At 66.0% G+C, this 16,402-nt stretch carries 6 protein-coding genes; 3 read left to right on the forward strand and 3 right to left on the reverse strand.

The window, feature by feature from the left end:
* A partial coding sequence (locus AB0F91_RS42760; RefSeq protein ID WP_360607504.1) for an IS630 family transposase occupies positions 1-932 on the forward strand: 932 nt, incomplete at its 5' end.
* Here AB0F91_RS42760 and AB0F91_RS42765 read toward each other — a convergent pair.
* From AB0F91_RS42765 to AB0F91_RS42775, 3 genes are read right to left on the reverse strand one after another with little or no spacing between them, the layout of a single operon-like run.
* Positions 929-1,414, reverse strand: a complete 486-nt coding sequence (locus tag AB0F91_RS42765; protein WP_360607506.1) for a hypothetical protein — start codon at positions 1,412-1,414, stop codon at positions 929-931. The two genes, AB0F91_RS42760 and AB0F91_RS42765, sit on opposite strands and share 4 nt — an antisense overlap.
* Before the next feature lie 2 nt (positions 1,415-1,416).
* A complete protein-coding gene (locus AB0F91_RS42770; RefSeq protein ID WP_360607508.1) occupies positions 1,417-8,283 on the reverse strand; it encodes an RHS repeat-associated core domain-containing protein in 6,867 nt (2,288 codons plus the stop codon).
* 60 nt (positions 8,284-8,343) lie between these two features.
* On the reverse strand, positions 8,344-12,513 hold the full coding sequence (locus AB0F91_RS42775; protein ID WP_360607509.1) for a LamG-like jellyroll fold domain-containing protein: 4,170 nt from the start codon (positions 12,511-12,513) through the stop codon (positions 8,344-8,346).
* A 730-nt stretch (positions 12,514-13,243) separates the two neighbouring features.
* Here AB0F91_RS42775 and AB0F91_RS42780 point away from each other — a divergent pair.
* Positions 13,244-14,584, forward strand: coding sequence for a recombinase family protein (locus AB0F91_RS42780; RefSeq protein WP_360607511.1), 1,341 nt, complete (start codon positions 13,244-13,246; stop codon positions 14,582-14,584).
* Between the two features lie 892 nt (positions 14,585-15,476).
* Positions 15,477-16,133, forward strand: a complete 657-nt coding sequence (phoU, locus tag AB0F91_RS42785; protein WP_360607513.1) for a phosphate signaling complex protein PhoU — start codon at positions 15,477-15,479, stop codon at positions 16,131-16,133.
* Positions 16,134-16,402 lie beyond the last annotated feature (269 nt).

The raw sequence follows: 16,402 nt of genomic DNA on the forward strand, positions 1-16,402 counted from the left end.
CATCTCCAGCACACAAGATCAACTACACGACCGTCGAACCAGAGCCTAACCGACACGCCGGTCGCTTCATAACGAAGTGTCGTTGCAGTACTAAGTTCGGTCCGGCCGCCCGCGAGTTGATCTGCCGCGTCGCCCGCAGTGACCCGCACGGGCTGGGGCAGCCCTTCACTGCCTGGAGTCTGGCCAAGCTGGTCGCCTATCTGCGCGAGCACCACCGGCTGGTTGTGTCCGCGGAGACCGCGCGACGAGTTCTGCGTAAGGCCGGCATCACCTGGCAGCGGACGAAGACCTGGAAGGCCAGCCGTGACCCGGACTTCGCCCCCAAGATGGCCCGCATCCTGGACCTCTACGATCATCCACCCGGCGATGGCCGCGTGCTGTGTGCGGACGAGTTCGGGCCGTTGAATCTGCAACCCCGTCCTGGTCATGGCTGGTTCCGTCGCGGTCAGCCCGCCCGCCTGCGCGCGACCTACCACCGCCACGCCGGTATCCGGCAGATGTTCGCCGCGCTGGATCTGGCGTCGGGGCAGGTGTGCTACCGGTTCCGTGACCGCAAACGCTGGCCTCAGTTTCTCGACTTCTGCAAGCAGCTCCGCCGCCGCTTCCCGACCGGAAAGCTCTACCTGATCTGTGACAACTATAAACCGCATGCCAAGGCCGAGGTCACCGCATGGTGCGCCGAGCACGGGATCGAGCTGGTCTACACACCCAGCAACGCCTCATGGTTGAACTGGGGTCGAATGCGAGTTCACCGCGCTGCGCTGCTTCGCCCTCGACGGCAGCGACTACCCCTCCCACACTACTCAGGAAGCCGCCATCGCAGGCTATCTGCGGTGGCGCAACCGGCATTGCCACCCCAAACGGCACTTCGCAGTCAACTCCAAGATCCGCCGACCCGATTACCTACCCAACGTTGCGTGACACGGCACTAGCTGTAAATATTTACTCGCCAAAGTTCCGATCGGAAACGTTCGTCATTTCGAGCCCAAAAACCGCGCGCCATTTCAACAATCGATGCATACTCGACACACTCCACGATGGAGATCAATGCCGATTCATCCAAGGACGAACCGACATATTCTCGACCTATCAAGACGACGTTGCTCTGGTAAATATAGCGCTGAACGAACCATCGATCCTGCGCTTCGGCGAGCGACACAGTTGCAGGATCGTGAAGCTCCTCTTCGGTACGCAATAATTCCAAGACGGCACCTGTATCCTCGACAAGTCGACCGAGTCTTTCGTCCGAGAACCGAGGAAGGTGTGCCAGCTCCTCGAAGGCACCATAGGCGAAGTTCGGGTAAGCGTCTCCAACCAATTGACCTTCGATGATTAACTGGAACCGAGACTGCCCGGAAGTTGAAACCGGTTCGACAACTAGGCCAAACATGCCATCATTGGTGGAAAACCTCAATTCTATCCCCTCTTGATTGAAGCCGGAATATCGTCAAGCGGAATCCTTACCGGAGCTCCGGATTTCGTCACACCGTTACTGCTGCCACTGAAGTGCCAGACATCATCACCATGCTGGGAGTAGCGGTAGTATACCGCCTTTCTTCCAGAGCCGATTTTCGTCCATCGCACCCTGCCCACCTGGACACTGTTGGCGAATTGCTCCTCCGCGTCAGCCGGTAATACACCTTTCGCGGGGTTGTAAGGATTAGGACCACCCTTCGGGTCGTGATGTCCTGGATTCTCGTACACAGGACATGACGCATTATGCACCAAGACTGGCGTGGCGCCCGCGAAGACATAGTACGTGTGGGTGGTGTCGATGGTGAGGTTGTAGGTGCGGAAGTTGCTGGTGTAGCGGTGGAGGGTTTGGATGGTCGCGTGACCGTCGCCGGGCGTGTCGAGTAGGTCGCCGGGCCGCAGGTTGGTGGCGTCGGTCCAGTTGTGGGTGGTGACGTCGTACCACAGGTGGTGTGCGGTGGAGGTGATCTTCTTCGGGCCGCCTGGGGTGGTGATGGTGACGTCGACGAAGTCGCGGTCGGTGTCGGTGATGTGCAGGGCTGTGACGGTGTGGATCTCGATGTTGCTGTTGTCGGGTTCGGCGTTGCGGACCTTGTCGCCGACCTTGACGTCCTCGATCGGCTTCCTTGACCCGTCGGCCATCAGCACCGGGGTGTCTCCGGCGAAGCTGTTGGCTCCGACCTCGCAGGTTTCCGCAAGCTCTTCCTCAGCAGCTCGGCCTTCGGCCTCAATCTCGCCCGCGGCGAGGTGTTCACCTCCGGCGAAGGCGAGTTCGACGCCTCTGGCCTCGGCGCCGCCGGGTACGAACCAGATCCCGACCTCGGCAGCGCCCTTGAGGCATCCGAGGAGCTCGAAGTCGCTGATGCAGCCGTCTACGACGTCCTTCGCGCCGGAGTACTCGTATAGGGCCTCCCCCGCTTTGGCGAAGAAATGTCCAACGCCGCTCAAAAAGCCGGCAACGCCTGAATGATCGTCATCGCCGGATCCGCCGCGCGACCCACCGCCTGATGCGCCGCGAGGCTTCTGCCCTGGCTGCTGGTGCCCGCCTGAGGGAGGAGTTCCATGGTTGGCGGGATGCTGTTGACTCGCCCTGCAGCCGCAGATGTTCGAGTCCAGATCGCTCTTCCCGCCACAACTCCAGCCGCCGTTGCGGCAGGCGTCGCCGCCGCCCAGCTTGCCGCCGGGCAGGTGGCAGGCGCCGTCGGGGCCCGAGCACAGGCCGGTCGGGTCGGACTCCCCTACCGGGTCGTCGCTGGCGTAGGAGTAGCCGTTCATCTGTTGCGGGTCGTCGGTGTTGAGCACCGGGTCGACCGTGGTGAAGCGCCCGGTCAGGGGGTCGTATTCACGCGCACCGAGATGCGTCAGACCGGTCGTGTTCTGGTATCCGCCCAGGTAGCCGTGCCTGTCCGGCCAGGTGGACGGGGCCGGGCCGCGGGCCACGCCGTAGGGGTCCTGCCGGCGTTGGGTGACGGCGAGGGTGTCGGCGTTGACGGTGGCGTAGGTGGTGTTCTGGGTGTCGGTCATCGACCACGACAGGCCGGCCCTGGCGTTGCGCTCGGCGACGGGTGCGCCGTTGAACGTGTAGAACCGGGTGCCAACCGTGCTGGAGGTGCCGGTCGCGCGGAACAGCTCCAGGTCGTTGAGCGTCAGGGTGGTGCCGGTCGCGTCCTTGGTGAACAGGAGGTTGCCGTCGGCGTCGTAGGTGTAGCTGGAGACGTGGCCGCTGGCGTCGGTGGCGGTGGCGATGTGGCCTTCGGCGTCGTAGGTGAAGGTCTGTCGTGTGTCGCCGGTTCCCTGGGTGAGAGTGCGACCGGCCGGGTCGTAGGTGTAGTCGGAGTGGGTGCTGCCGTTCGGCCCGGTGGTGTCCAGGGCCTGGATCGCGTGCGGCTGCGGCTGCCCGGCCGCGGGATAGGTCGACGTCGCGGTGGTGTCCCCGGTGGCGCCGTGCTGGGTTTGCGTGCGGCGGTTACCGGTCGAGTCGTAGGTCCACGACGTCCAGTACGGCGCGGCGCCTCCGATCCCCGTGACGCTGGGGGTGGTCGCGCAGTTGCCGTTGGTGGGCGTGAAGGCCTGGGTGACGCGCTGGAGGTAGTCGTAGCTGAAGCATTGGGTGTCAGCCGGCGCGTCTTGGGGGGTGTCGGCGATGGAGGTGGTGTTGCCCGCCGCGTCGTAGCTGTAGAAGCGGTTGGCGATCATGAAGTTCGTCGAGGTGGCCCGCTCGGCCAGGGTCGTGGCCAGCCGGTTGGTGCCATCGGCGTAGGTGTGGGTGACCGCGATCTGGTTGGGCAGGGTCGGGTCCTGGTAGTTGGTCCGCAGAACCTGCCCGTAGGGGTTGTAGTCGGTCTCGGAGACCAGCAGGGTGCCGACGCTTCCCGCGTCCTGGTAAGTGGTGGGACTGTCCAGCGCGTCGTACCCGGTGAGCATCGTCTCGCCGGGCAAACCGCCCGTTTCAGGACTGCTGAAGGAACGCAGGACATCGCTGAGCGTGTCGTAGCGCCACGAGAAGGAGTAACTGCCGCCGAACCCGGTTTCGGTGATCGGAACGGTGAACCGAGAGTTGGTGACCCGCCCCGCGGTGTCATAGCTGACGACGGTGTTGGTGTAGGTCTTGCCGCCGGCATACCTACTGGAGCTGGTGGGCTTGTCCTTCAACACGGTGTCGTAGGTCCACGACGCCAGCTTGGTCCCGCTGGTGGAGTCCTGGAATTCGGCGGTTTTGCGACCGAGGTTGTCGTAGGTGTAGGCGAGGGTGCGGCCGCTGGCGTCGGTGCTGGTCAGCATCCGGCCGTCGTTGTCATAAGTGAAGGAGCTGGCACCGGTGTCGGGGTCCGTGGCCGAGGCTTTCCGGCCGAGCAGGTCGTAACCGGTGGTCCAGGTGTTGTGGCCGGTGGTGTCGGTGGTCGAGGCGAGCTGGCCGTCGGGGGTGTAGGTGTAGCTGGTGACGTCGGCCGGGTCGCCGGGGCTGGTGTGGGCCGGGTCTTTGTATTGCGCCAGCTGGACTTTCTGTCCCAGGCCGTTGGTGATGACACTGCTGGCGGTCCCGCCCTGGGGCGGGATGGTGGTGGTGCGGTCACCGTCGTACACGGTGGTGCTGTGCCACTGTTCCGTGCCGTAGAGCTGATAAGCCGACGCGGTTGCGCGCCCGGCACTGTCGAAGGTGGACACCGTCGTACTCGGAACGGTGTTGTCCGCGACCGCCAACAACGTCGTCGATGGCCCGGAGTCGCCGTTCCAGTAGGCGTCGTGGGTTTTCCACGTCCGCCCGTGTGAGTCGTAGAAGGTGTCGGTGACGACCCGGCCGCCTTGCGCGTACGAGGTCGGGGCCTGGGTTTGCACGGTGCGGCCGAGCCCGTCGACCAGTGCGTAGGTGGTGGCGTAGTGGCTGTTGGACAGCAGTGTGTTGGTGGCGACGACGCTGGGTTGGGTGTTGCTGACGGTGTAGGTGTAGGTGGTTTTGGCCGGGGCGTTGGTGCTCTTGTTGTGTCCCGGTGGCCAGAGGGCGGTCAGGCGGCCCAGGGCGTCGTAGGTCGCGTCGGTGCGCAGGCCGCTGTTGTCGACCTCGCCGGTGGTGGCCCCGGTGATCGGGTCGAGGTAGCGGGTCGAGGTGAACTTGGTGGTGTCGGTGCCGCTGACCTGGGGCGTGGTGGTCGCGACCTGGGTGAGGGGGCCGCCGGTGGCGGGGGTGAACGCGGTGGTGGTGGTCAGGCCCAGGGAATCGGTCGCGGACACCGCACGGCCGTAGCTGTCGAAATCGGTGCGGGTGGCGGGCGACAGGAAGTGTTCCGCGCCGCCGGCGGGCCAGGAGTCGACCGTGTCGGTCTGGGTGACGTCACCGACCGTGGGCGCGGCGCCGAACGGTTGGTGGTCGAAATAGGACCGGGTGTCCGACACGATGGTGGCGCTGCCGGCGGGTGTGGCGCAGGTGCCGGCGCTCGTCTGGACCTGGCTGACGTAGTTGATCAGGAACGCCGTGGTGTTCTGGTCGTAGGTGGTGCGGGCGCAGGTGGCCTGGTTCGGATCGGCGATGTCGCCGTCGTTTTCGACCTGGGTGACCAGCCCGTAGCTGCCGAACGTGGTGATCGTGCGGGTGGTGCGCCAACTGTTGGTGGCGGCGATCCACGTGCGGGTGCGGGTGGTGCCGGTGCCGGTGTAGAAGGCCTGGGTGCCGTTGGTGTTGGTCGCGTTCGGCGCGGAGATCCACGGGTCGTTGATCGTGTCGGTGATGACCTTGCCGTCGAGGTAGGTCAGCGACTCCCGGGTGAAGCTGGGCAACGCCGTGTTGTCTGGGATGGCCTCGCCGAGGCTGTCGGTCACCGACGAGCTCCGCTTGCCACCGCCGGGCAGGATGTCTCCGTCCATGCCCCGCAGGTACTGCGTCTGGGTGACGGTCGGGGGTCCGGACGGGTCGCTGGTGGCCTGGCCCACGGTGGTTTTCACTGTGCCGTAGCCGCGCCACATCGACCAGGTGCGGTACTTCGGGTCGGCGAGGTAGTTCTCGTCGTAGTGCCAGGCCCCGCCGCCGAGGTAGTCGTAGTGCGTCAGGGTCTGCTGGGACAGAGCCGACCCGTCTCCGGTGCTGCCGGCGATGCGGCCGTCGTCGGTGATGTCGGTGACGAGGTACTTGTTGAACCAGTCCAGCACCGGGTCGGTCGCGCCGCCCGGTGTCCAGTAGACCGGGTAGCAGGCCAGTGTGTTCGTTTCCGGGGCGGGCATGGTCATGCCGGGGGTGCACTGCGGGTCGGCGTACTTGACCGTGGTGACGCCGCCCTCCTCGTTGGTGACGGAGTCGATCCGGTTGCGGGTCAGCGCGGTGTAGTTGGTGCTCGGGTTGACCCGGTTCGCCAGGGCCTTCGGGTGGAAGGTCACCGGCGGCAGGCTGATCGAGCCGCCGGCCTTACCGGTCTGGGTGATCGAGTCCAGCCACATCGCCGGGCTGGACCCGTCCCCACTGGCGGGGAAGGACTGGGCCAGCGCCCACTGGCTCACGGTTTTCCAGCCGGTGCCACCGTCGGAGACCTGCGTGCTCACCGACGTGATCCGACGGCGGGAGAAGAACGCCGGCGACACGTTCGGGCACGCCGCGCCCTGCGTGCACAGCTGGTCGGCGGGCACGTCCGGCCACGACGCCGCGTTGGCGGTGGTGAGCTGGGCCGGATCACAGGTGATGGCGCCGCCCGGCACACACCGTTCGGCCGTGTCGAACACGATCTGGTCGGGTGCGTGCGTGTACACGCTCGCGACCCGGGTGTTGAAGCCGTACTCGATGCGCAGCAGGTAACCGCCGCGCACGTACGGCGTGCCGGCGCTGGTGGTGTTCAGGTTCAGCCCGTAGTAGTTGGTCTCTGGCTGGTAGTAGAAGGTCGTGGCGTTGCCGTGCGGGTCGACCACGTAGTCGAGGTTCCAGCGCCAGGCCTGCTGACACCACGACGCGGCGAACGTGGCCGCGTTGCAGGGTTCACCGGGGTTGTTGCCGAAGACCGGTTCGGTCCATGTGGATTGGGTTTCGGGGTTGCCGGCCTGCCAGCCCGGCAGGTGGTTGAGCCCGAAGAAGTACTGGGTACCGTCCACAGTGGTCAGCTTCCAGTGCTCGCCACCCTGAGCACCGTTGCTCGCCCCGGTCAGCTTCTCCACACGGGAGCCGTCGTCGGCCCGCAGATGCCAAGCGCCGGTGGCGGTGTCCTTCACCAGCTCGGTCGTCCGGCCGGCCAGAGAGAGCGTCGCGTTGTCGGTCGCCCAGCACAGGTCGCCGGTTTTGGTCTGTCCGTTGTTTCCGCCCAGGTCGTCGCCGCAGGACTTGTAGGACCGCTCGATGTACCCACCACCGCCGAGGGACCAGCCGTCACCGATCGCCGACGCCTGGTTGTTCGTCGCCGATGTCAGTCCGTCCACGCTGCCGGAGGAGTACTCCAGCGCCACCGACGGCGCCGGACCGCCCAAGCCCGCCGGGGCGGCGAGAGGATACGTGTAGTCGAACTCGCCCGACGACTGCCCCGCGGTCCAGGACCCGGCCGGCGCAAGGCTCGTCACCTTGAAGTCGCCGCCACCGCTGGAAGTGTCGGGCGTGGCTGCCAGCACCGTCGCCGAACGGGACGATATGGGAGCGAGGGTGACTTCACCGGCGAGCTGCCCGGCCTTCACGTCGTTCGCCGAGTCCACGGGTGTGCCCGTGCGGCACTCCGGCTTCTCGGGCGTGCTCACCACACAGGCCGGGTACTGCACGAACCGCAGACGCTGACCGAAATCCGCGCCGTAGGCCCCGGCGAACGACCGATAGTCCACAACGACCTCGACCGGCCCGGACGTATCGCCCGACACCGGAGCGACCTGCACCAAGGTGCCCCGGATACCCGCCTTCTCGGCCACCGCGTGATCCACCGTGCTGACCTCGACCTTGGCCGCTTCGTGCCTCTGTGGCGCTTTGGCTGCCGTCGCACTGTAGGCGCCGGTCCGGCTGTCGCGGCCGTGCCCGCGGGTCACCGACACCTGCTTCCCAGCCACCACCCTCTTCGGCGACGCGCCACCCTGCGCGGTGGCCGGCAGATCCACCTGGGCCTTCTCCGCGGCGGGCCAGTGCACAGTCGGGACCGGCGCCGACGCGGGCGCCGCCGGCGTACCGCCGGACAGCGTCTTCACGTCCTTGCCGGCCACCGAGCGCTCGGCCTGCAGCGCCGGCAGATCCCAGCCCAACCCGTGCCAGCCGGTCGGCGACGCGACCGCGTCCTGGCTCGACGCCAGCATGATCGCGGCGACCGCGACAGCCACTGTGCGTGCCCACCGCTTGATCCGAAAAACCCGTCTCGAGACGGTCATGATGCTCATCACCCTTGTCTGCACAGGTGGAACACAAAAATGGAAGAGCCCGCTGCTCGATTAGAGATTCAGGCGACCGAACGTCACGCCAGGATCGTCTGTTCTGGCGTCATTGCCGATGTCGTTGGCAGTGCGAAGGCCCTGGTACACGCGCACCCCGGCCACACCGCCATACCACTGGTCGGACCGTTGGCCATTCCACACACCACGTCCGATGAACAGGTCACCGGTGCTGGCCCGGCTGGTGATGCCTTGGCCGTTGGCCGTCCCCAGGTAGGTGTTCTGTTTCACGCCGTTGACGTAGAACGCCATGGTGCCGGTTGACGCGTCGTAGGTGGCCGACAGATGAACCCACGTGTTGTCGACGGCGTCGGCGTCACTGACCGCCCACCACGCTCCAGGGTCGGTAGGCGACGAGCTGATGAGCATCGTCCACTTGGGATGCGCAACACCGTTCGCGTCCGGTAAAGGGTGATACCCGAGCAGCTCGGCGGAGAACTGCGGATCATCCATCCCCACTACTGCTCGCCCGTTCGGGTCGATAGCGCCGTGCGCTGCCACGTCATCGGCAGTCCAGGAGTGGTAGGCCCACGCTTCGACGGTGTAGGACTTTTCGGTGCGCAGGTTCGCCGGCCGTCCCGCGTCGATCTGTCCCGTCCCGGACCCGTCGAACCGCGCGGCACACGCGTTGTCGTCCGCAGCAAGGCTCACACCGCCGGAACCAGTCCCGGTCGCTTTGCTGATCGTGTCGAAATATCGGTCGCCATACAGACCCGCGACCTGGTCATCGGTCAGGACCTGACCCCACGCCTGGACCTGATCGACGGAGCCCTTGAAGAAGTTCCCCACGCCGACGTTCGATCCGACCGTGAAAGCGCCCTCGGCGCTCCACACCGTGGGGACGGTGTTCTGGCCTTCGAGCTTCCCGTTGACGTACAACCGGACGCGCATCGACTTCTGGTCGAAGACCCCGGTCAGCATGGTCCAGGCCCCGACCTGCGGCGCCTGGCTTCCCAACGCCCAGTGGTAGTTGTCGACGGTGTCGTCGTCGGCCGTGGTCATCCCGAACACCCAGCGGTTGACATCCGGCGAATAGCGCAGCTGGAACGCCGCCGTGTGCTGACCGGCCTGAGCGAACAGCGTGTAGTAGCCGCTCGCGTCGTCCAGTTTCGCCCACGCCGACACGGTGAACGACTGCGTCGTGTCCACCGCCGGAGCCGCGGTGGCATAGCCCGTGGAACCGTCGAAGTGCACAGCGCCCGCAGCCTGACCCGTCGTCCAGCCGTAGCCGCCGTTGAGGGTCATGGTGTTGCCGAACGCGCTCGTGTCGTTGACCGTGTTGCCCGTGCCGTCGTCGAAGGCCCAGTTGCCTTGCAGCGACGGGACAGTCGTGCCGAGCACGTCGGTGCAGCCTTCCGCCAGGCCGTACTTCGCCAGCGGCACCGCGGCGTTGGCCAGATCGTGTGCGTCCTGCGCGGACAGCACCCGCTGCCACACCTGCACGTCGTCCACCTGACCGGCCAGGAAGTCAGCCCGGGACCCGTTGTACTTGCCCGCGCCGATCACCAGATTCCCATTGGCCGCCCAACTCGTGATGACGTTGGCGGCCTGCTTGGCACCGTCGACGTAGAGCGTCATCGTGCCCGTCGACGCATCGTACGTACCCGCCACATGAGTCCAAACCCCCAGAGCAGGGGGCTTCGTCGACTTCGCTCGGACCACACCAGCGTTGGCCTGGTCGGCAGACAGCATGCTGAACGCCCACGCGTTGTCGACTTTCGAGTACTGCAGATAGAACCCGCTGCCTTGGTTTCCATCCTGAGAGATGACGGTCTGGAAACCGTTGGTGTTGGCCAGTTTCACCCACGCGCCCACGCTGAAGGACTTCGTCGTGTCCAGCACCGGACCGCTGGTGGTGACATAGCCACTGGAGCCGTCCAGGGTCAGCGCGCCCTTGGTGCCTTCGCTGTAGCCACTGGCGTCGGGATGGGTCCAGGCGTTGCCGTGGTCGTAGCCCGCGGCCCAGTCACCGCCGGCGATCAGGCTCGCGGTGTGCACGGCCAGGCCGTCGTTGTTGGGCGTGGTGTTCGCGGTGTCGGCCAGGATCCGGCCGCCCATCTCATCCAGCGGCCACGCGCCCACCAGACCGACGGAAGGGGTGTAGGGCAGCACGTGGAACGAACAGGTCGCCGCGTCGAGGTTGCCGCTGGTCACGCAAGTGGCATCAGGGCCCGGGGTGCCGGCCTTGTTCACCGCCTTGACCTTGATCAAGTTCTGGTTGCCGTTGACCGCCAACGCGGACAGGTCCGCCGTGGCAACCAGATTGCCGTTCGCATCCGTGCCCTGGGTCGCGGTGACGCTGGGCGAGCCCTGCGGCTGCGGTTCCGAACCATCGGTGGTGTAGATGAAACGGGCGATGTCGTAGAACCCCATCGTCGCCATGCTCGCCGAAACACCGAAGTGCACACTGTCGTTCTGATGCTCCGGCGCCGTGCCGGTCATGGTCACCGACGGCGCCCGCGGCACCGCCGAATCGACAGTGAACTCGCAATTGCCCACCCACGGCGACGACAGCTGACCGTCACTGACCTGCATCGACCAGTTGTAAACGCCATCCCCCGCAATCCACCCGCTGGGGACAGCCGCCAACTGCGCGGTCGCCGCCTGGTTCGGACCCGGCGTGCCGACGGTCACGGGAGTGCCGCTGTTGTCGTGAACGTTCGTGCTGCTGCCCGCGGTCCCGGCACCCACCTTGAACCCGGCCAGCAGCGTGCCGCCATCGGGGTCGGACACCGACCCGGCCAACTGCGGCGTCTTCGTGGCCACCCACGGCCGGTTCACGCCCTGAACACACTTCGCCGTGCCGCGCTGCATCGACAGATTAGCCGGTGAGTTCGGGTAGGAGTCGTAGTCCACCTGGAAATACGGGTTCAGATCGAACCGGCGCCACGCCGCCGTGGTGCCCTCGTTGCGAGCCGCGAGCACGAACCACGCGCTCTGCCAGTGGTTCGCCGCCGCGTCCTGCGCTGCCCGGAGTGCGTCGAACTGGCCGGCGACGTTCGGTGCGTCGTGGCAGTTCGCGACGTTCATGTCCGACACCCAGTACGGCCAACTCGGCTGCTGGTTCCACGTCGTGTTGCTGTCGCCAGGGTTCGAGATCCACAGGCCGGTCGGATCAGGAGTACAGCTGTAGCTGTGCTGGATCGTGGTGTTCAAGGTCGCGGACTTGATCACCGTGCCACCGAGACGCGAGGTGTTCATCTGGATGTACGACCGGGAAATCTTCGCGCTGTCGTAATCCTCGTACCCGGCCTTCAGGTTCGACAGGTCACCTGTGGACGCGTTCCAGTTATGCGCCGTCGGGAAACCGGACTGCACCACCACGTGAGACTGAATGCCGCAAGAGGTGCACCAGTTGTCCGGGTCCAGCGACACCGGGTACTTGGTCTTCGGGTCGGAGAGGAACGCTTCGTCCGGACTGATCGTCACCTTGTCCGGAGTGAGCGTGAAGTCCATCACCGCTTCGCGCCGGCCGCCGCCTTCGCCCAGTTGCTGCTCAGCCGGGGTGCCGTCGCCCGACGAGTCCCACATCCTCGAGGCGTCACCGGCGAAAACGACATCCCCGCTGGAGTTCTTGACTTCCAGACCGTCCGTGGGCGTCGACTGGGCCGGCGTACCGCGCCCATCGCCCTCAGCCACGGAGACCGTCGCGTTGTGCGTGTACAGCCCGAACGGCACGTCCCGCAGCTGGGGGTTCTGCGCCGCCTCGGGAGTCTTGATGACGAGATTCTCGGTGTACCCCTCGGTCGCCGCCTTGACCGTCAGGTCGACGCCCGGAAGAACCTCGGAGTAAGTAGCAGTGTCCCCGGAGAGAGTCGGCACCGGGAGGTCACTGGTCCACTTCAGACCGACCGCGGTGCCGTCTTCTCCCGCCTGGACAATGGGTTTCGCCGCAGAACCAGCACCGCCCGGATTGATGCTGACATCCACCGCGACGGCCTTCGGACCGATCGAGCCGTCGGGTCTTCGCTCGAGCGTCGTGTCGATCGGGGTCCAGGTTGTTCCCTGCTTGACCCGCACGGGGTTCGTGTACTCGGTCAACGTCCACGAACCATCCGGGTTCGCGACCGTCTTCGACGTCTCCGTGGTCTCGGACGAAACTTCAACCTGCTTATCGCCCGCCCGGGCGTACGCCGTCGCCGTCGCCTCATCCGGCGCCGAGTCCGGCACGTTCGCAACCTGTGCCGCCAGAACCGGCTGCACCAAAGCCACAGAGCTCAACACGACCGCAGCCGACACGACAACAGCGCGCCAACGCACACCAACAGAACGCACGAAAATCCCCTCGCCAAGAGCACCAGCCAACCTGCTGGGCCCCCGACGAACCCGAGAACACTCTGCCAAACAGCATTACGCGCGGAAATAGACCAAGCGGCGTATTCGACGGATCTTGGCTGTGCAACACAACACACACCAAAAGTGATAAAGACGCAAATAAGACAAAGTCTGTCAAAACTTCAATCTCCTTCGGCCCAGAGCCGCCACCGGCCGTACTCCGCTGCGACGGGGGCGACAGCTCCCGCGCATGCCAAGTGACGCAAACGGCGACGGTCCATCACCCCCGGCCAGCCCCGGAACAGCGGCAATCGACCAACGACCGCCGGACAGCGCCAACGTCGAGCTGACCGCCACCAACTGCACCGGTGGTCGGCAAGGCGCCGCTGTCCCCCGGTCAGATGCCTGGTCGAATCTCTGTCACCTGACGAGGCGAAGGCGTCGAGTTCAAAGACCCACACCCGGCGATGAATACGGCGTCATACGCCCTACGCGCCGGCGCCTCGGCTGCGCTGTTCGGGCGAACGTAGCCAGGCTCACCGTCATGGACCCAGAACCGGTGCATCGGTTCATCGTGCCCTCTCCGCCGCTACCCTCTAGGTCCGCGCCATCCTCAACAGAGCCGGTGGACGTGCTTGCGCAGTGGATGACCACCGGCAGACCCACGCAGCCCTCTCCCCCACCCCAGCCCGACGGCGGGTTGAGATTCGCCTTCTACGGCCGCACCTCCACCCTGCGCCACCAAGACCGCGTGTCCTCGCACGGCTGGCAACGCGACATGGCCGACCACCTCATCACCGGCCACGGCCAGATCATCGCGGACTACTTCGACGCCGGCACCTCCCGCCGCATCCCCTGGCCACAACGACCCCAAGCCGCCCAGCTCATGGCAGCAATCACCGACCCGAACCCCGCGGTCGACGCGATCGTGGTTGGTGAATACGAGCGAGCCTTCACCGGAAGCCAGTTCGCCACGATCTACGCCTGGTGCACCCGTCACCGCATCCAACTGTGGCTACCCGAAACAGACGGGCCAGTCGATCTCGGCAAGCGCGATCACCGCGCGCTCCTGGCGCTACTGGGCGCACAGTCGCAACGCGAAGTCCTCCGCGCCCGCCACCGGGTCCTGGCGGCCATGCACAACCAGGCCACCCAGCAAGGCCGCTACCTCGGCGGACGACCCCCATACGGCTACCAACTCGTCGACGCCGGCCCTCACCCCAACCCCGCCGACGCTCGCTGGGGCCGACGCCTCCAACGCCTCGCACCCAACCCACACACCGCACCCCACGTGACCTGGATGTTCCAACAACGCCTCGCCGGCCACAGCGTCGCCAGCATCGCCCGATCCCTCAACGAACGAAGCATCCCCTGCCCCTCCAGCGCCGACCCCCACCGCAACCGCCACCGAACCCGCAGCACCTGGACACTGCGCACCGTCGCCGTCATCCTCGCCAACCCGCGCTACACCGGCCGACAAACCTGGAACCGCCGCGCCAACGGAACGGGCAACCCCAGATCAACACCGGCGCTGTCGGCGAGGGCTGCGCATCCAGCCCTCGTCAGCGAGCAGGACTTCGTCACCGCGCAGCAGATCCGTGCACCGCGACCCACCAACGACGGCCGTCTGCGGAGGTTCGCACTCGCCGGCCTGATCCGCTGCGGCATATGCAATCGGCGACTGGACTCGCACTGGAACCACGGACGCCCCACCTACCGCTGCCGACACGGCCACACCAGCACCCAAAGCACGAACCAAAACCGGCCGAAAACACTCTACATCCGCGAAGACCATCTCATCGACAAGATCAGCATCCGGCTCGAAGACCAAACCACCAACAGCCACAACGAAGCCAGCCGTGACCGGACACGAAGCAACCGCATCGCGGCAGCGCTACGCGACTCGGGGAGCTTCGTCGTCTGCGACAGCACCGGCTGCCGTCTGGAATCGATCAACTCAACCTGAGCCACACACCAGGTACAACCACCAAGATCGCGTTCGCGATCCGTGGGGTAATACTGTGTCCGAGGACTTGAACCCCTTCGCATGGGAGATCTCCCAAGTTTCGGGAGATCATGTCACCAGAGTAACTGACTCGCACATGCTGTGCGCACTCCCCCAGCGCGCGATGCCTCTGTGGGGAGGGACCACCATCCGCGGCTTATCGCTGCGGTCCGGCGCGATAGAGCGGCGGACGCCGGATATCAATCCTGAAACCTGACGATCTTCTTGACCGCCGTTTGATTCCCCGCTCGACCCGGGTGACCGGCAGGCGTTCGAAACGGAACTCCGGAGATATGATCGGGCGCGCACCGAGGCGTTCATTGAACTGGCCGAGTGTCCCGGTTCCGGATTCTCCGAGGTAGTAGTAGCGGCACCCGACCTCGCACGCGTCCTGGATCGCCCGCGCCTGAATGAGGTCGGTGGCCCACGTAGCGACGTGGTTTTGCAGGCGGTGCAGAGCACGGTTGCCCGGACCAAGCAAAAGCCATCCGGCCACTGTGCCGACCGTTCCTCGACGAGTTCCGCGTCGACTTGCTGCGGCCATGGCGGTTGACCGCGACAACACCCGACGGGACCCACCACCCACCGCCTGATCTCGAACCGGACAGCTGAACAGCACCGTGCTCGGCGGCGAGCCGACCGCGCGGCCGCCTGCCACAAAAGATCTTGTTTCACCGCAGCGCCGAGGTCGCCTCATCTGGGCGAGCATTGCGGATACGCGGCGGTGCTTGCCGCGTGCGGACCGCCGGCAGGAATCCTCCCAAAGCCTTGCCGACGGGCTGCATGGCTCAAGTGCGCTACAACGCCGCGAGAGGCCGGCGTTCGGCTTGCCGACGAGCAACACGGTGCGGACATGCGCGAGAACTTTCACGAAGAGCTGAACTGCCTCAGCGAACAGCTGCGGCGGATGTGCACACTCGCGGCCGAGGCGATCCGCCGCGCGAACAGGGCACTGTCAAACGCGGACCTGGACCTCGCCGAGCAGGTGATCGCCGCCGACGCCGAGATCGACTGGGCTCGCGCGGACTGCGAGTCGCACGCCCAAACGCTGCTGGCCCTGCAAGCGCCCAAGGCGCACGACCTGCGGGCGATTCTGGCCGCGATCTACTGTGCCGAGCGGCTCGAGCGCATGGGCGATCTGGCCGCGCACATCGCCGGCATCGCCCGCTTCGCCCACCCCGCCCACGCTGTCCCGACAGAGCTCGTCTACGCCTTCGCAGAAATGGGTGACGCCGCCGTCGGCATGGCAGACCGCCTCGCCGAACTGATCGCCAGCAAGTGCGCGTGCGGGTTCGCCGACCTCGCCGACACCGACCAGACCATCGACACCGTGCACGCCCGCGTTCTGACCCTGATCACCCGCGACCAGTGGCCCCACAGCGTTCAGACGGCCACCAACCTCGCCCTGCTCGCCCGCTTCTACGAACGCTTCGGCGACCAAGCCGTCGCCGTCGCCAACCGACTGCACTTCGCCGACACGGGCGATCTTCCCTTCCGTCCCCACACCTAACCCAGCACCGCGCCCGCCTCGCCGGCCTGAGCGTCCACTCCTCGATCAAAGATGGTTTGTCTTCGTCCGGATAAGCACCTCTCCGGCCCGACCTCTGACTTCCGGCACCGGAAACACTTCTTCGACGTCTCATCCTCGACCACCCTGCGGCACCCCTGTTCGTGTTCGTCTCCTCGCGACGACCGTAGGCGGCGCCACCGTGCCCGACAGGCGCGCGCGGTGTGGTGTTCGCGGCATCCCGCGCCTATTGCCCCTGCTGGTCGTCGTAT

The sequence above is a fragment of the Amycolatopsis sp. NPDC023774 genome, assembly GCF_040639695.1.
In the GTDB taxonomy this organism is placed as follows: Bacteria; Actinomycetota; Actinomycetes; order Mycobacteriales; family Pseudonocardiaceae; genus Amycolatopsis.

Excerpts from the sequence above, each read along its gene's own strand:
- AB0F91_RS42770 (WP_360607508.1), bottom strand. The coding sequence starts at position 8,283 with ATGACCGTCTCGAGACGGGTTTTTCGGATCAAGCGGTGGGCACGCACA.
- phoU (WP_360607513.1), top strand. The coding sequence starts at position 15,477 with ATGCGCGAGAACTTTCACGAAGAGCTGAACTGCCTCAGCGAACAGCTG.